Origin of the sequence: Desertivirga xinjiangensis, from assembly GCF_024436435.1 — a bacterium.
Taxonomy (GTDB): Bacteria; Bacteroidota; Bacteroidia; order Sphingobacteriales; family Sphingobacteriaceae; genus Desertivirga; species Desertivirga xinjiangensis.
The window spans coordinates 478,915-495,333 of the sequence record NZ_JAFMZP010000001.1 but is presented as its reverse complement, the minus strand read 5'-3'; the positions used below and the strand labels follow the sequence as shown (position 1 = coordinate 495,333).

The window sequence follows — 16,419 nt, the reverse complement described above, 5'->3', positions numbered from 1 at the left end:
TAGCAGGAAAGAGAAAAGCTTTATCAGCAAAAAACCCCGCAGCTTTGAAACTGCAGGGTTGCTAGAGGGTATTAACCACGTTTGCGTCTTAGGCTTCTATGGTATGTTCTTTAATATAAGTCCTTCCAAAACGGTCAGTTGCTTTTACAGTTACTTTCTTAACACCTGGTTTGAAGTGTGCCATAAACAGGTGATCTGTTTGTGTTGGCTTGGTAAACGCCCGGCCTTTTGTTGGTTTGCCTAAGCCATTTAACCTTACAGCCTCCGGGTCAGCTCCAGTTTGCTGCTCAGGCGCGCCCATGGCTTTGCCATCCAAACTGTATTCGATCTTCCATTCAGGATCCCAGTTCCAAATATTAACAAGTAAGCGATGCTGGTTGGTTAGCGTATCTACATAGATGCTCATCTGGTGATCTTTAGATAAACCTGTAGGTTTATAAAACCACTCCATTTTGTTGCCATCTACGCTGTAAACACCGTAACCTCTTGGAGTACCGTCAGAGCAGATATTTCCGGCCCACCATGCGCCACAAACGGCGCCATGATTGTGTTCAAAAACTCCGTTGGCGATCTTATTAACGGTATAATGCGTGTGTCCTGACATCACGTGCACGTTCTTAAATCCTTCCAGAACTTTATAAAGCTCGGCGTTGTTTTTTACACCATTGTGCAGCTGAATATGCAGGTTGATGATCAGCAGAGCATCTTTATCCACATGTTCCAGATCTTTAGCCAGCCAGGCAATCTGCTCCTCTGTGATGTACCCATCATACAAACGTTCGCTGCCAAGATATCTTACATCGTCGAGCACCACATAATGCGCTTTTCCGCGGTTGAATGAGTAATAAGTGGGACCGAAAAACTCTTTAAATGTTTTATCGGATGTTTCGTCACCACCCTTCCGATAATCCATGTCGTGGTTGCCTAGTGCCTGGAAAAACGGAATACCCATTTGTGCTACCGCCTTGTTATAATCGTCGAAGAACTCCAGGAAGTCCCAGGCGATATCACCTACCGTAATTCCATGAACCAGGGCATCAGGGCCAAGGGCTTTGATCTGGGCAATGGTGTCAGGTACTGACGTATCCATCATTTGCTTCACATCATCCTTGGTGCGTACCTGAGGATCCGCCCATACGATAAAATGATGCTTATTGTCGTTCTTCTTCAGCCGGGTAAGCTGAAAATCATATTCATTGCGACTACCCAGGGATTCGTATTGCTTAGCCAGGTTAGCATTCGTTTTGAATTCATAACCAGAAGGCGTACTCATAAATAGATAAGTCGCCTTATCATTCAGGGTGATGGTATACTGTCCCTTACTATTTGTGCGAACCACCGAGAAACCATCGGAGACAGACACATTAGCTACTCCCTTATTTTTGTCCATCACCTTTCCGGTAATGGTTTTATTACGATTTAATTTGGAGAAAGCATCACTGTTCAGGCTGATAAAGGCGCTTCCTGCAATGAAGCCTAAACTGTTTAAAAAAAATCTTCTGTTCATCTTAATGTTATTGACTTATGAAAGCTTACCAAGTAGTAATGTGTCGTGATATCAGTCAATGCTTCAATCAGCAATGGTAACGCTTCCTTAAATCTAAATTCGTTTGCGCAAACTTACAAACGCTATGTTATCGCAATATTAAATTGCTAACTGCCGGCATTAAGATTCTTTTTCGTGGTGTAGTCTACAAATCGCTGGATTTTTATTCTAAACAACAACACCTTATTTCTTTGACTTATTTACTATTTGATAGATATCCAACCTCCGGTCGGCAAGCGTTCTTACGGCACCAAAACTGTGAAGGTCTTTTAAAAGGTCTACATCTACGTCTGCAATAAGTGTAGTTTCTGTATTTGGAGTAGCTTCTGCCTTTATTCCATTACTTGGAAATGCAAAATCAGAAGGCGTGAACACAGCCGACTGGGCGTATTGAATATCCATATTATGAACTTTCGGCAGATTACCAACGCTTCCGGCAATCGCTACATAACACTCATTTTCAATCGCTCTTGCCTGAGCACAGTTGCGCACACGGGTGTAACCGTTCTGAGTATCCGTCAGAAAAGGAACAAAAAGAATCTGCATTCCCTGCTCCGCTAAAAGTCGTGGCAGCTCAGGAAATTCAACATCGTAGCAAATCACTATTCCTATTTTCCCGCAGTCCGTATCGAAAGTGCTTATAGAATCACCGCCAACCATACCCCAGGCACTTACTTCCGATGGCGTAATGTGGAGCTTCCGGTACATTTCATGTGACCCGTCTCTTCTGCAGAGAAAACCAACGTTTTGTAAGGTTCCGTTTTCAAGATACGGCATGCTACCGGTAATAATGTTAATGTTATAGCTTATGGCGTACTCTATAAATTTGTTCCTTAACGGGATAGTGTAATTTGCAATTTCTCTCATCGCATCTGCCCCACTTAAATGATTGTAAGCCGTCATCAACGGCGCATTAAACAATTCCGGGAATAAAACAAAATCGCTCTGATAATCACTTACCACGTCAACAAAAAACTCAATTTGTTCCAGTAAAGAATCTAAATTAGGGAAAGGACGCATTTGCCATTGAACCAATCCTAACCTGATTATCGACTTGTTGGAGTTGATATTTCTCGTCTCTTCGTTGTAATAGATGTTATTCCATTCCAAAAGTGATGCGTATTCAAGTGATTGAGTATCGCCTGGTAAATAACCTTTCAATATTTTTTTAACGTGAAAATCGTTCGCTAACTGAAAGGATAAGGTAGGGTCGTGAATCTCTTTTCCCTTCACCTTTTGAAGGTATTCTTTCGGAGTCATCTTTTCGGCATAGTCCTTATATTTAGGAATACGGCCACCTGCAATTATTGCACGCAGGTTATAGCGTTCGCAGATGTCTTTCCGGGCATCGTAGAGACGCCTACCAATTCGCATTCCGCGGTAATCAGGGTGAACAAAAAAGTCTATTCCATATAAAACGTCTCCTTTGGGGTCGTGAGTGGTGAATGTATAGTTCCCGGTAATCTGCGCATACGTATGGTTATCGCCAAATTTATTATAATTTACAATGAGAGATAAGGCACATCCTGCAATTGCCCCATTCACCAATAGGCAGATCTGGCCTTCGGGAAATAGCTCTACCAATTTGCTTATGTGAGTTTCACCCCAGAAAGATGCGCCTTCCCATTCTGAATATGCTTCAATCATTGAAGTCTTCAGACCCAGGTAATCATCTTTAGTGAGTGTTCTTAACTCTATTTTTAATTCCTCGTTCTTTAAATCGTTTTCCATGGTAATAATTAACTAACAGAAGCATCAAACGGTTAACTTATATGTAACCGCTCAAGAAAGCATCCGTTTGACTAAGAAGTGTATAAATAAAAAAAGCATCCTCCGGACAGGAGAATGCTTCACGATATAAAATATAGTATTTTAAGCTATTGTTACATTTACCGCGTTAAGACCTTTACGGCCTTGCTCAACCTCATATTGAACGCTATCGTTTTCACGAACGTTGTCCCTAAGGCCTGAAGAATGAACAAAGATTTCGCTTCCACCATCCGCTGGTGTAATAAATCCGAAACCTTTAGTTTCATTAAAAAATTTTACTGTTCCTTTTTGCATTATATTAAATTTATTCTATAAAGGTAGAACTATTTATCTAATAAACAAGATTTTATTATTTTTATTTAAAACACCTCTTCATGTATTTAAATTCACCTCCCCTGTGACATATCACTGAAGCCTGGCATTTACCTTTTCGACTTTGATCTTATTTAAAACCGTTTCCAGTTGTTCGTCTTTGCTCTTAAGGATACCAGCTGCTGACCTTCGTAACTCAAAAGCAGGTATAATACCCCTATCTTTTTGCGCAATCTCCGACACTTCCATCGTATAAAGGGCCATGGGGTTAGCCATAGTAATTTTGGTATGGGGAAGATTGAGAAAAAGGAAAGTTCCGCTAAAATCATATTTGTAAGCCCCGGATGTTTCGGTCCCAATCAAAGTAGCCCGTTTATCTGCAACCACTCTGCTCAGGAATTCTGTTGTTGCAGACATACTCAAGCCATCCTGCAGGATCCAGACATTTCCTCCAAAAGCGTTTCGTGCCGGGCGTTGAGTGCCAAAATTCTTATGCAGCGTCCACCGGTAGCCCCCGTCTCCATTTTTTCTGATAAAAACTTTTAATATCTTGGGAAAAGGAAACCAGGTGTGGCTGCTATAGGTAAGATCCTCTACTTTGCGGACCGCCATTTTAATATCTTTGTAGTATCTGAATTTATCTTTAGCCAGGTACCTGTAAAGATCCATCCCTTCACGGTCGTTACCACCCTCATTGCTCCTTAGATCTATGATCAGCTGTTCTGTTCCGCTTTTTTTAATATCTCCAAAGCTTTTCCTGAGAAACTTCCTAAACGTTTTTTTACCCGTCATAAAGTTCGGAATCCGCAGGAAAGCAACATTGTCATCCAACATTCTGAGACTAAGGTTCTGTTCCAGGTATACAAGATTGCTGTCCAGCTTTTTCCATTGGGCATAGTCAATGCCTTTTAAAACAAATCTTTCTGAACTCCCCTGATGATCGCTTAGTTCCACCTGAAATTCATCCGAAAGATCAAGGTAATCTGCATACCAGGCACTAAAGTATTGCTCTACTTGTTCCCTCGCTGCCGTACTCTTTCCATCTACATACATATTGCCTGTCAGGTCCGCTACAATATCTCCAATTGGTCGCCCGTTAATTGATTTAAGTAGTTTTCCTTTGTATTGTTGATCCTGAGCCGCAGCGACAACCAATTGGTTTTTATCGTCAAAACGAACAATGAAAGGAAATACTGCTGTATGCCTGAAAAAGAAAGGGTAATATTTATGACCAGGCAGGAACTTCATGTGGCAGTCTTGCATACCTGCGATCATACGGTTTGCGATCCTGTAGAATTCAATATTAGTCCATTCGCTTTTTTCAGCCAGTTTTCGGTCGATCTCGTTATATAACATTAGCAGATCCTGACGCTGACCAAAAACATCCAGGCCTGGATGGGCCTCTGCTAAGGTGGTCTTCATCATCTTCAACTCCTCCCTCAGCAGATCAGAACTAAAGCTTTTCTCTGCCGTCTGTGCAATAGATTTGAGAGTAAATAGTGCAACAATTGCGAAATGAAAAAATAGCCGTTTCATTGTTATAATTTTTCTCCAAATCTGCACTTAAAGGTATCAATTGTCGTTCAACCCGACAAGTTTATACTCCTTTATGCTACTTTTGGGTATGAGTTTATTGCTGGCTGCGGTACTTTTGTCCGGATTATTTCAGGGCCTTATCTTAATCATGCTGCTTTTGAAGAAGGAAATCAACCTTCTGCCTAACCGCTTGCTCGCAAGCCTGATCCTTTTATTTGTGATCCATCTTGGGCTGGTCGCTATCGATGTGAACAACCACTTCTTACTATTCCCTCATCTCAGCAAACTAAGCTGGGTACTGCCTTTGTTGTACGGGCCTTTAATCATTTGCCTTACTGAAAGTATCGTTGAAATCGAATTTCGTTTTACACGCCGGCATCTACTGCTACTTATTCCATTCTTCGCATATCTGTTCATACTTTCCCCCTATTTTCTGATGCGAACCGACGAAAAGTTACAATACCTTACAAATGTGGGCCAGGTTGAACAGGATGATATGGGTTGGATGAACCAGCTTACACTATTTATCCATATTGCCTTTGTTAGTGCAGCATTCTATATCTTTTATAGGAAAAGCTCTCATTTACCCTTTTATTACTCCGATCCTGGCAGGGTCAGGTTGAACTGGCTTAAGCACTTTCTTATTGGAATGCTCGGAACTATTATTCTTTCAGGTATCAGTTTTTATGCTAGAATTTACCAGATAGAATTCCTCGGTTCAATCTATCCTTCCAATTTTATCTTACTGGTGATCATGGTATACTGGATGGGATATCGTCTGATCCAGGATCCGACAGTTTTCACAGTTTCCGAACTTAGAACAGGTACTTCGGCCGCGCTTGTCGAAGAAGGAGAAACAACCTCCGGAATGAAATATCAAAAGAGCGCAGTAAGCGCTGTCGAGCTAGATAAATATGCTCAGGCGCTTCTGAACCTTATGGATACTAAAAAGCCTTACTTGAATTCGAACCTTACCATCAATGATCTTTGTGCCGACTTGTTCATTAAACGCCACCTGTTATCGCAGGTGATTAATACCATCTTTAAAAAGAACTTTTTTGAGTTTGTCAACGAATACCGTATTAAGGAGTTCAAACAGCAGGTACTTAAAGAGTCAAACAGCCACCTTTCCATTTTAGGAATTGCACTGGAATGTGGTTTCAATTCTAAGGCAACTTTCAATTCTGCATTCAAGAAAGCAGAAGGTGTAACCCCCAGTGAATATATCCGGACTTTGTAAGGATCCCAAGTTAGAATTTTAACAGGTTGCCGAAAAATCTAACATCCTGTTATATGGAAATACGTGGCGAACGTGTGCTTAGGGACGAGCCTGCTCGTCGGTGGTCGGTCCGTGAACAACCAGTCTCCCGTCAGGCTTTATTTCCATTTTGTCAATAAAAACAACTCTCTCTTTGCCTGAAGCCTTCGTCCGGCCATGATAAACACAATACATGTTCTTTCCATTGTTGGTAAAAACCACACTGTTATGCCCTGTACCTGTTACTTCACCTCCGGATGCAGTATTCTTTTGCAAAATCGGGTTGTTTTCTGCTTTAACAAACGGACCTAAGGGGCTTTTAGACATGGCATAACCCACTGCATAGTTCTCTCCTGCAAAGTGGTTTGCAGAATACATCATATAATACGTGTTTTGATGTTTAAAAGTAAAGGAGCCTTCAGTCCATCTGCGATTTACTTCCCCACTGGTCACAGAGCGGCTTTCCCATTCTGCCTGTTTATCTTTCATCGATACAGGTGGCCTTAACAGCATAACAGGTTCTCCGATGATCCCGCTGAAGTCGGGCTTCAGTTCAACACCATAGATCCAGCTCTCTTCTATCTGATCGAACTTGCGGTTTTTTAACGCCCAATCAGCAATCTTAGATTTCACCGGATGCTTGTAGCAGCAGCGTGAATAGTATAAATATAACTTACCACTGGGATCAAAATAGACATTTGCGTCAATTACCGGGTATCCGGGATCAAAAAGCGGTTTATCGCTCATATCTACAAACGGCCCCTTGGGACTATCAGAAACAGCCACACCTATTTTAAAGTTTTCGAGTTCGCTGGTAGGGTTCTCCCGCCATTGAGCACTGTAAAACATATAATACTTATCTTTCCATTGATATACTTCCGGAGCCCAGAAGGCGTCAATTCCCCAGGAGCTCTTTGTATTCCCAAAATAAACCTGCCCTTCATTTTTCCAGTCAACGAGGTTATCTGAGGAATATACTCCGAACCCATCCTTTACTCCACCGGTTCCATACATATAGTACTTTTTACTTTTGCTATCTGAAAGTACATAAGGATCGCCTAGGCTTACCTTCAAGGGGTTTCTATGAACTTCTTGAGTTTCCGATTTAGCCGTTTTAATATTTTGACTGTAAGTACAACTTACCTGGATCAGGGGAATTGCGATAATTAAAAGAGTTCTTACAAAGTTTTTCATATCTATCTTTTAGTTTAAACAGATTATAAGGTACAATATTATTTCCAGGCCAGTGAGCATTTGCCAATAGCATAGAAGTTTCTGTCCTTAACATTCATCATCGCAGTGTACACTACGGTGAAGGTCCCATTTTTCTCTTCTATCGCGCACAGTGGGGTTCGGGTATAATGGTCGCCGGGCATAGCCCATTTATTCTTACTGCTTTGTACCTTCACCCTAGTTTCCCGAGTCCAGCTAAGGCCATCGCTGGAAGTACTGTAACCAATTTCCTGATCACCCAAAGAATCATAGATCATCAGATAACGTCCGTCTTTTAATTGAGAAACCACCTCATTTTCAGTGAAAACATCCGCCAAGCGGATTGGATTAAACCCTTGCGGCATTCTTGTCCAGGGGCCGTTTAGTTTAGGAGCAAAAGCCAGTCCGGTTGGCCAACCGCCTTTAGGTATATAATTATGCCCATCATAAGGAGAATACCATGTATTACCAACTTTATAAGGATTAAAGCAGGCAACAGCTTGCTGTCCTTCCCATTCCTGGGAGTTCGCGTCGGGCTCCATTACTATACCCATATCGGCATAGGGACCTGCAATGCCGTCACTTCCTTTAACCGTAGACATTGCCCGCCATATCCTTCCCTGATAATCGCTCCCCGCAATTTCACCCTTACTCTCATCACCTCCGCGATACGCTACATAAAAGATATTCCAGGCATCTTCCTCTTCATTAAACACTACCCCCGTTACCCAGACTTCCGCTCTGGGATTTGCATGCGTTCTTCCCGGAATGCTACTAACAATGGTAGATTGACGCTTCCAGGTTACCGCATCTTTACTTGTCCAGTGAGCGATGCGCAAATCGCGGTGGGGGCGCTCAAACATTTCATTTACAAACATATGGTAAACGCTATCCACCTTAACTACTTGTCCTGTCTCAAAACCAGATTTGTTACCACTGGAAACCACATCCGCGTGCTCTGGCCCTATTACCGGATCCGCGTGTTCACTAGTGAGTTTTAGAACTTTGAGATCCGACTGCATATCTTTTGTACCCTTTGAGGAGATACCCTGACCTTTAAGTGGGCTCAGAAACTGTAAAATAACTAGTACAGTAATAAAAGAAGAGATGAACAGTTGTCTGGTTATCATATCTGCGAATTGAATACCAATTATACTGAATTCGCAGAAACTTTCATAAAAAACACCTGCAAGCCACCCCGATATCCTTGACATTATCAATTGATTGTAAAAAAGATATATTTGTATCAAAGTTTAACCTAAATGTTTTTCACGATGTCTTACCGGCTGCTTTTCACCCTGGTGTTGGCAGGTTGCCTAACTCTTACTTTACAAGCCCGGCAAATCGCTGAAACCTATTTTCCCTTTTTTCCTAAAGATTCCGCAGGGATATTTTCCCTGTCTGAAACTGTATCAAAATCGGTCGAGGCATCTTACGTCATGACCTCAAAAATAAACAGCAGCCATAAGAAGCATTTTAATGCCATCAAAGAAAATGCAAGTGAGGAGGTTGCAGACCTTGTTAAATACACCGTCTTGCTTGACGAAGTAGTAGACCCCTTTCTTCAAAAGACACTTCGCCGTCTGCAAGCTTCAAATCCTGAAGCAAAGAACTGCCGACTGGTTGTCACCAGAAGTTATGTGGATAATGCTTTTGCTACCGGTGATGGCACCATATTCATTAATGCAGGGCTTGTACATACTTTGAAAAATGAAGACCAGGTAGCGTTTGTGATTGCGCATGAGCTGGCTCACAACATCCTTGATCATGTGCAAAAAAACCTTAGCAATTACCTGGGTAGCTTGTATGATAAAGATCTGCAAGCTGAGTATAATAAGATCATCAAAAACGGGTATAATAAGAATAAACGGATAAAAGCTTTGCTAATGAAAGTATCCGTTAACAATCTTTATCATCAACGACATCAGGAAAGCGCCGCCGATTCAATGGCTTTTTATATGATAATGTCTGCTGGTTTTAATCCCGCAGAAGGGTACAATGCCTTGAAGATCTTCGACAACACATCATCGCTTGGGTATGGCATCTTCGAGAAGCAGGCATCCTTTTTTGCCTGCAAGGAAAGCTGGCAAAGCAGTCCGGTCGAAAAGTCTTCAGGCTCCATATTTAATGTTAAAAAGGAAGTCGACACCTCCGACAGTTTAAAAAGCCACCCCGATTGTAAGGCACGTATGGCGGCAATCAGAAGGCTGCTCCTCCGTGCCGGACACGACACCACTCAGCACATCACTACCAGTCCTGACAATTCGTTTCTCAAAGTTACGCGAGCTGCCGGGTATGAATCAATACAAGCGATGTTCGATTATGAGTATTTTGACAGGTCACTGTATAGCTCGCTTTGTGAGTTGCAGTTTGAACCCCAAAGTCCCTACTTACGGTCAATGGCTATTTTAAGTCTGTTACAACTCAAATCCTACTTGCAGCGACACCGCTATTCAGAGGTAGTGTCCAATATCAGCGACTATAATCCTCAGGAGCTGAACAAGTTTTTGGAGTTCTTAAATGCGCTGAACCTTTCTGACTTCAAAGCGCTCAAGGAAAGTTTCGATAAGCTTTATCCCGGAACCGCATCCAAAGAAGAGTTTCCACTCATTGCTGCTTTCGCCGGAGCACACATCGCCGGTTACTCTCCGGGAGCGAATAGCCTGGCTGCCGAGTATAAAAAAATGTATCCATCCGGAAGGTTTACCGGTCTGCTGCAGCAGCTCAATTATATCAAAACGAAAAAAAAGTAAAAACCTAATAATCAAATCATGTTAAACAAACATTCACTGCTGGTTGCCCTGCTTGTGGCAGGCACAACCGCCTTTTCTCAAACCCAAACCCTGGACGGATTTTCTTCTATTTCCGGCCGCAGTATTACACCTATCATTAATATTAACGAGGTGAAAGGCTATAGCCTGTTTTACAAAGGAGACAAAGCCGACAGGAAGAATTCGAATTATGGTATAAGCATCTTCGATGAAAACCTCAACAAAGTAAAGGAGATCAACCTGGTAAAGCCAAAAGATAATTACATGCTTGTTAATAATGTCTTTAATGATCAGGCTTTAGGATTTATGTTTTACAACTTCAAAGACAAAGCGTTCGAAATTGAAACCTATTCTAACGACCTAACCAAATTGGGAAGTAAGGTAATTACCGATGTTACCAGAAGAGATAATATAACCATGCAGGAAAGCCTGAAATTGAATCAGGATGGAAATACTGGTTTTACTGCTGCTATCAATATCCTTGCGATACCCGGTAAAGGCTTTGTAAAGAACAGTATAAACGGACAAGGAAAGGGCTGGAGACTTGAAATGTTCGATAATACCGTTCAAACTAAATGGAAGATTGAAAGCGGAGATACCAAGGACTATGAATCCATCATTCCAATGGAGGCATCCGAAAAGTATTTGTTAATATCGCTCTTTAAGCGTTCAGGGGCCATGTCTACAAAATTTGAGTCTTACCTATTGCTTATCGATGTAGAAAATGGGAAAAAGATGTTCGAACTGCCTGTCGAAGGTGCAGGTAACGAAGTTCTTTCAATTACAGGAATGACAATCGATGATCAAAATAACGAGATCATCACCGTTGGAGATTACTATTCAAAGGGATCAAAACCAGGTGTGGGAAGAAGCCTGGGATTCTACACCAAACGCTTTGGTATCGATGGCAAAGAAAAATCTAAGAAGTTCTATTCATGGGCTGTGGATGTAAAAAAGGCTGCGAGGAATACCGTGATTGACGACTCCTTCAACAATTTCACTCATAAAATCACGCGTATGGAAAATGGCAAGACCTATATCGTGGTAGAACAATTCAAAAGAAACGTCAGCGCAATGGGAGTCGCTTCGATGGCTGCCGCTGTTGCATTTGGTGGTGGCGGCAATGCTGCAAGTCTTCTAAAAGGTGTTGTAGGAAACATGCTTCTGTTTGTAGTAAATCCGGATCTTTCTCTTGACGAGGTCCTTCAATTCAGCAAACGCAAAACCAGCGTAACCTTACAATCTGGTTCTGAACTTTATGGACCAGGCATTACAGGTCATTTCATGAAGTCCTATGGTGATTTTGATTACCAGTTCTTCGCTAATAGCAGTAATAGAAAAACGTTCAACGCCGTATATGTTAACTACGACAAGGAAAAAGGTGAGAAAGCGAAAAAAGTTGTCGGTAATATCATCCTTGGCGAGAAACAGATGGTTACCATCGATCAGATAGATATGCCTGCAAAAGCATCTTCTGCTTTCTTATATCCGGCCAAACCAGGTCATATCATGATGGTTGATTACCTGAAAAAAGAAAAGCAGCTTGGTATGAAGCTTGTAAAAATCAATCAGTAAGATTCAAATTACTTTTAAAGTATAAAGGGCCAGGATGTATGATATATCCTGGCCCTTTTTTTAAGTCGTTCGACACATTTGTATTGTTAGTTATTGATCATTGCACCAAGACTTTCATCCTTATTTCTCAGATCTATACCTCCTTCATAAACAGATTTCAAGTTTGTGAGGTAGAACGTCCACCCATTCGAGCAGCCTAAACGCACGAACTGTCTCGAGTAATCGTCAGTGGGTATATTGTAATGCCTAAGAGTTATCACTACATAACCTTCCTTTTCCTCAAGTGATACGTCTACTAAACAATCGCCTTCGAAGGTGAAACGGATAAAGTCCTTACCATTTGCCTCTTCTATAATCCCAATCATCGGATCTTTATACAGGTACCAATACCATTGGTACCGGGTGTTATTACTCACGTTTAAGTTAGCGTCATAAGCACTTTCATCGGCGTTGAAAAAAGTTACTTCTTTCAGAAACCATTTCTCCAGTTCAGAGGCCTTTGTCCAGGCGTCATAAATTGTTTTCAGATCCGATTTTACGGCAATGCGCTTTGTGAAGGAAGTCCAATCAAAATTTTCCATTGTTGCTGGTTAATCTAGAACTAACTAGGTGGTGAGAACTACTGAATAGACTCGACAGCAATTTTTAAACTATCGGGCACAAGCACCGTTTTGCCATTGATCTGCACATTTTCAAACTGAAGATTTTTTATGTAATCTACTTTCATCGGAGTTTTTACACCTTTAATATTGACATTGATCAGGCGTACATTTTGCACAGGCGAAGATTTATAAGCTGCTGACAGTAAGCCGTACTGGCCGCCTTTTTCAACATCCAAATTTTCGACCCAAATATTCCGGATCACGGGAATGAAGTTACCTGGCTTCTCATAAAACATATTGAACTTAACGGCTGCCTCGCTGTAAGTACCTACCTTGGTATTCTTCATGAAGACATTCTCAATGATCCCTCCACGGGAAGAGCTTGTTTTAATCCTCAACACTCTGTCGAGGTTGGGGCTGTCCATTGTATTATTAATTGCGTATATGTTCCTGGCTCCGCCAGCAATTTCACTACCGATCACTACCCCGCCATGGCCATCCTTCATGATACAATTCTCAATGATGTGATTTTCGGCGGGCCGTCCAATTGATCGTCCATCTTCGTCACGACCGGATTTTATCGCAATACAATCATCCCCGGTATCGAAATAACAGTCTTTGATCAATACATTTTTACATGACTCAGGATCGCAGCCATCGTTGTTAGGACCGTGAGAGATAATTCTGACCTTTTCAACTATGACATTCTCGCACAGGACCGGATTGATAAACCACATCGGAGAATTAACCAGTTTTACCTCGGCTATCCGCACATTCTTGCAATTATATGGTTGAATCAGGTTGGGACGCAGATAATGTCCGTCGCCAAAAATTCTTGTTTTTGGATCTTTTTTCTGATGCATCATTTCATGTAATGCTTCACGGGCAGCAGATTGCTCTGGCATTCCTTCTTTCCATCCATAATCCTTGCTACCTTTCCAGCTCCACCAGTTGTTGTTATCGGCATTGCCATCAATTATACCGTTTCCAGTAATAGCTATGTTTTTTTCCCCGTAAGCATAGATAAGCGAAGAATAATTCATACACTCCATTCCTTCCCACCTCGTAAAAACTATAGGATAGTCATTCACATCCCTGCTTCCAAGCATTTTTGCACTATCGCTAAAATGGAGATTAACATTACTTTTAAGGTATACTGCTCCAGTGAGATAGGTTCCCGAAGGAATAATCACCCTTCCTCCACCGCTTTTATTGCAGGCTTCAATTGCCTTGCGGAAAGCTTCGGTATTTTTAGTTTTGCCATCACCGACCGCCCCGAAGTCTGTGATTAGAAAATCCTGCCTTTTGAAATGAGGTGGCACAATCTGGCTTCGGAGTTTTTCCATGTCTGCCACTGGTGCAGAGGAAGAGTCCCAAACGTTCGCTTTATTGGCTGTAGCACAGGCGAAGAAGAGCAGTGCCGAAAGAAGCGGCAAGGCAACCCAAAGGTGTTTGTGTTTCTGCGGTATCATAATGATTATTTATTTTAATAAGTAGTTTTCAGTTTAGAGACAATGTAATAATTTCTATCGTCGCTTACGGCTCGCCATTGGCGACCTTAAATATCGTTTAAAAAAATCGTAAAGTTCGGTTAATGATTCCTTAGCTTGAGGTACCGAATGGCCTGTACCATAATTTACAAGTGTTTTCGAAGGAACACCAACAGAATCCAATTTGGCTTTAAAATGTTTTATCTGGTCCTGGTAATATCGCTCGTCATCCGTGTTATAAAAGAAAAACACGGGTGCAGTAGCCGGTGATTGAACAAGATAGGCGGCTCCCATAGCTTGCCACCTTTCGAAATTCTCTCCCAGTTTGCCCCATGCCCAGTTACACCGGACCTCCAGGTTGGCATCCCCGTCGTTTAAGACATTATAGATTTGTGTGTAGTCAAAAACCCCGGGACCAAGAACAGCGGCCTGCACATCGTCAGAAATGCCGATATTAAATCCTGAATTTTCAAAATCGTGCACGCAACGATCTCCTACTGCTAATGAGCCGGCCGTTGATCCGCGTGAGAATCCGAAGATGCCTATTCTTCCTGATAAACCCAGGCTAGCGCCCTTCTGGCGTAAGGTACGCACCGCTGACTTCACTTTTCTTGCAGCGTCTGGATTTGTTTGGTAAGATTTGTAAGTGTCGTTAGGCCCATTAAGGGGTTTGCCTTTCCCCCAGGGACAATATTTGGGATGGTCGGCAATTGCCCAGGCGATGCCATTAGCTGGGGCACCTTCCAGGAATGAATCGTTGAAACCGGCCAGTGTATATCCAAGGTTTAGCCTTTGGTTTTTATTGGCGTCTGTAAGCGTTTTCTTCTCAGGATCGTAAGTCGCATAACTGTTGCTGTAAGAGAAAGACAAAATAACGGGTACAGCTACAGAAGCATTAGCTGGATAAATGATATCCATACGTAGGGAATCCCCGCTGGTATATTGCTCCGGAGTATTGTACACGCCAGGATCATCTTCGAAATAGGGAATATTCCGTTCTATCCGGTATCCTTCAAAAAGCACATAGGATTGGTACTTTGAGCAATTGCTAAAGCCGCAAAAGGCCCCTGCAGCGATGGAGTCGTTTATGGCTATTATGTCTTCATTAATTTTAGGCGACACTGCATTCAGATGCCCGGCGTAGTTGAGTTCGATAACCCGGTAACCCTGAGAAAGCAACCAGCCGACATTCGAAGCGTTGCTGTTTCTTCCAATCTTTTTTACATTCAGGTTCTCCAGATACACAACGGTTACGTAGTTGCCTGCAAAATCCCTGAGAGGCGACCGCGCCTCTGTAGAAGTATACCTGATATCATTGCCCGTAACTTTGCTGCCCCACTTTCCGGTGGCAGCGCTGCTGGATACACTTAGGGTAATCAGGAAGAGAAGAAGCATCCCACTTTTACACATGCAAGCTGAATTTATGCAAAGAAACGAGTTAATTTGAAGAAAATTACGAGTCTGGAAGCTAAATATATGTTAGGACGGCCTGGATCACCATTCACCGGTTTGACAAAGAGTGCCAATCCTTCAACCGTTCTATGGGAAGGCTTATCACTAAACAGCCAGGAGCTATGGCAGTTTCCGAAGGTTTCCCGAAGCGTCTTCGCTGTTTTCCGAAGCCTTCCGGTACCCGGGGATAACCTTTCCCGGAGCTTTTTGCAAGGTTTAGGGTACATCTTCCGAATACCCGCGGAGAATGTTGAGAAAATATAACTGTTGCATAATTAGCAAAAACATCGTAGGTATATAATTAACAAGTATAATGAACGAACATATAGAGATCTTAAATACGGAGATTCTTTCGGATAACTGGTATACCCTTAAGAAAATAACCTACAACTACCTGAAGAAGGACGGCAATGTAGAACGCATGAACAGGGAGGCATATGACAGAGGGAATGGCGCTACTATCTTGTTATACAACAGGGAACAGAAAACGGTAATATTGACGCGACAATTCCGTATAACTACATTTATCAATGGAAATCCGGATGGTTATCTGATTGAAACATGCGCAGGATTGCTGGATAAAGATAATCCTGAAGATTGTATCCTCAGGGAGACTGAAGAAGAAACAGGCTACAAAATAAAAGATGTGAAGAGAGTTTTTGAAGCATACATGTCGCCTGGCTCTGTAACGGAAATCGTGTATTTTTTTGTGGCAGAGTATTTCAAGGAAATGAAAGTATCGGAAGGCGGCGGTATTGAAACAGAACAGGAGAACATTGAAGTTCTAGAACTACCTTTCGAACAAGCCTGGAACATGGTGACTTCAGGACAGATAAAAGACGGAAAAACTATTATGTTGCTGCAATATGCAAAACTTAATAACTTGTTATAAATT

14 protein-coding genes are annotated in these 16,419 nt (G+C 42.0%); 5 read left to right on the top strand and 9 right to left on the bottom strand.

The annotated features are described in order from the left end of the window. Window positions 1-88: 88 nt before the first annotated feature. From J3P37_RS02115 to J3P37_RS02100, 4 genes are all read right to left on the bottom strand, one after another. On the bottom strand, window positions 89-1,507 hold the full coding sequence (locus J3P37_RS02115; protein WP_256009340.1) for a calcineurin-like phosphoesterase C-terminal domain-containing protein: 1,419 nt from the start codon (window positions 1,505-1,507) through the stop codon (window positions 89-91). Between the two features lie 222 nt (window positions 1,508-1,729). Beyond that, the gene (locus tag J3P37_RS02110; protein ID WP_256009339.1) at window positions 1,730-3,277 is read right to left on the bottom strand and encodes a bifunctional GNAT family N-acetyltransferase/carbon-nitrogen hydrolase family protein; all 1,548 of its coding nucleotides are present in this window, start codon (window positions 3,275-3,277) and stop codon (window positions 1,730-1,732) included. Between the two features lie 141 nt (window positions 3,278-3,418). After that, window positions 3,419-3,610, bottom strand: coding sequence for a cold-shock protein (locus J3P37_RS02105; RefSeq protein WP_256009338.1), 192 nt, complete (start codon window positions 3,608-3,610; stop codon window positions 3,419-3,421). A 111-nt stretch (window positions 3,611-3,721) separates the two neighbouring features. Continuing rightward, window positions 3,722-5,164: a S41 family peptidase gene (locus J3P37_RS02100; RefSeq protein WP_256009337.1), complete on the bottom strand. Its 1,443-nt coding sequence runs from the start codon at window positions 5,162-5,164 to the stop codon at window positions 3,722-3,724. 88 nt (window positions 5,165-5,252) lie between these two features. On the opposite strand from J3P37_RS02100, the gene J3P37_RS02095 reads away from it, so the two are divergent. Beyond that, the gene (locus tag J3P37_RS02095) at window positions 5,253-6,404 is read left to right on the top strand and encodes a helix-turn-helix domain-containing protein (RefSeq protein ID WP_256009336.1); all 1,152 of its coding nucleotides are present in this window, start codon (window positions 5,253-5,255) and stop codon (window positions 6,402-6,404) included. A 78-nt stretch (window positions 6,405-6,482) separates the two neighbouring features. On the opposite strand, the gene J3P37_RS02090 is transcribed toward J3P37_RS02095, so the two are convergent. After that, the gene (locus J3P37_RS02090) at window positions 6,483-7,616 is read right to left on the bottom strand and encodes a glycoside hydrolase family 43 protein (RefSeq protein WP_256009335.1); all 1,134 of its coding nucleotides are present in this window, start codon (window positions 7,614-7,616) and stop codon (window positions 6,483-6,485) included. Window positions 7,617-7,654: 38 nt separating this feature from the next. Beyond that, window positions 7,655-8,848: a glycoside hydrolase family protein gene (locus J3P37_RS02085; protein ID WP_256009334.1), complete on the bottom strand. Its 1,194-nt coding sequence runs from the start codon at window positions 8,846-8,848 to the stop codon at window positions 7,655-7,657. 48 nt (window positions 8,849-8,896) lie between these two features. Between J3P37_RS02085 and J3P37_RS02080 the strand changes: the two genes are divergently transcribed. Next, entirely contained in the window at window positions 8,897-10,387 is a 1,491-nt protein-coding gene (locus tag J3P37_RS02080; RefSeq protein WP_256009333.1) for a M48 family metallopeptidase, read from the top strand. A gap of 18 nt (window positions 10,388-10,405) precedes the next feature. Continuing rightward, the gene (locus J3P37_RS02075; protein WP_256009332.1) at window positions 10,406-11,980 is read left to right on the top strand and encodes a DUF6770 family protein; all 1,575 of its coding nucleotides are present in this window, start codon (window positions 10,406-10,408) and stop codon (window positions 11,978-11,980) included. 86 nt (window positions 11,981-12,066) lie between these two features. Here J3P37_RS02075 and J3P37_RS02070 read toward each other — a convergent pair whose 3' ends face one another. From J3P37_RS02070 to J3P37_RS02060, 3 genes are read right to left on the bottom strand one after another with little or no spacing between them, the layout of a single operon-like run. After that, complete coding sequence (locus tag J3P37_RS02070; protein WP_256009331.1) at window positions 12,067-12,561, bottom strand: SRPBCC family protein; 495 nt, start codon at window positions 12,559-12,561, stop codon at window positions 12,067-12,069. Window positions 12,562-12,599: 38 nt separating this feature from the next. Beyond that, complete coding sequence (locus tag J3P37_RS02065; protein WP_256009330.1) at window positions 12,600-14,054, bottom strand: glycoside hydrolase family 28 protein; 1,455 nt, start codon at window positions 14,052-14,054, stop codon at window positions 12,600-12,602. A 54-nt stretch (window positions 14,055-14,108) separates the two neighbouring features. Further along, the gene (locus tag J3P37_RS02060; RefSeq protein WP_256009329.1) at window positions 14,109-15,467 is read right to left on the bottom strand and encodes an alpha/beta hydrolase family protein; all 1,359 of its coding nucleotides are present in this window, start codon (window positions 15,465-15,467) and stop codon (window positions 14,109-14,111) included. Window positions 15,468-15,515: 48 nt separating this feature from the next. On the opposite strand from J3P37_RS02060, the gene J3P37_RS02055 reads away from it, so the two are divergent. Beyond that, complete coding sequence (locus J3P37_RS02055; protein WP_256009328.1) at window positions 15,516-15,788, top strand: hypothetical protein; 273 nt, start codon at window positions 15,516-15,518, stop codon at window positions 15,786-15,788. Between the two features lie 49 nt (window positions 15,789-15,837). Beyond that, entirely contained in the window at window positions 15,838-16,416 is a 579-nt protein-coding gene (gene nudK / locus J3P37_RS02050) for a GDP-mannose pyrophosphatase NudK (protein ID WP_256009327.1), read from the top strand. Window positions 16,417-16,419 lie beyond the last annotated feature (3 nt).

Excerpts from the sequence above, each read along its gene's own strand:
- J3P37_RS02115 (WP_256009340.1), bottom strand. The coding sequence starts at position 1,507 with ATGAACAGAAGATTTTTTTTAAACAGTTTAGGCTTCATTGCAGGAAGC.
- J3P37_RS02110 (WP_256009339.1), bottom strand. The coding sequence starts at position 3,277 with ATGGAAAACGATTTAAAGAACGAGGAATTAAAAATAGAGTTAAGAACA.
- J3P37_RS02105 (WP_256009338.1), bottom strand. The coding sequence starts at position 3,610 with ATGCAAAAAGGAACAGTAAAATTTTTTAATGAAACTAAAGGTTTCGGA.
- J3P37_RS02100 (WP_256009337.1), bottom strand. The coding sequence starts at position 5,164 with ATGAAACGGCTATTTTTTCATTTCGCAATTGTTGCACTATTTACTCTC.
- J3P37_RS02095 (WP_256009336.1), top strand. The coding sequence starts at position 5,253 with ATGAGTTTATTGCTGGCTGCGGTACTTTTGTCCGGATTATTTCAGGGC.
- J3P37_RS02090 (WP_256009335.1), bottom strand. The coding sequence starts at position 7,616 with ATGAAAAACTTTGTAAGAACTCTTTTAATTATCGCAATTCCCCTGATC.
- J3P37_RS02085 (WP_256009334.1), bottom strand. The coding sequence starts at position 8,848 with ATGTCAAGGATATCGGGGTGGCTTGCAGGTGTTTTTTATGAAAGTTTC.
- J3P37_RS02080 (WP_256009333.1), top strand. The coding sequence starts at position 8,897 with ATGTTTTTCACGATGTCTTACCGGCTGCTTTTCACCCTGGTGTTGGCA.
- J3P37_RS02075 (WP_256009332.1), top strand. The coding sequence starts at position 10,406 with ATGTTAAACAAACATTCACTGCTGGTTGCCCTGCTTGTGGCAGGCACA.
- J3P37_RS02070 (WP_256009331.1), bottom strand. The coding sequence starts at position 12,561 with ATGGAAAATTTTGATTGGACTTCCTTCACAAAGCGCATTGCCGTAAAA.
- J3P37_RS02065 (WP_256009330.1), bottom strand. The coding sequence starts at position 14,054 with ATGATACCGCAGAAACACAAACACCTTTGGGTTGCCTTGCCGCTTCTT.
- J3P37_RS02060 (WP_256009329.1), bottom strand. The coding sequence starts at position 15,467 with ATGCTTCTTCTCTTCCTGATTACCCTAAGTGTATCCAGCAGCGCTGCC.
- nudK (WP_256009327.1), top strand. The coding sequence starts at position 15,838 with ATGAACGAACATATAGAGATCTTAAATACGGAGATTCTTTCGGATAAC.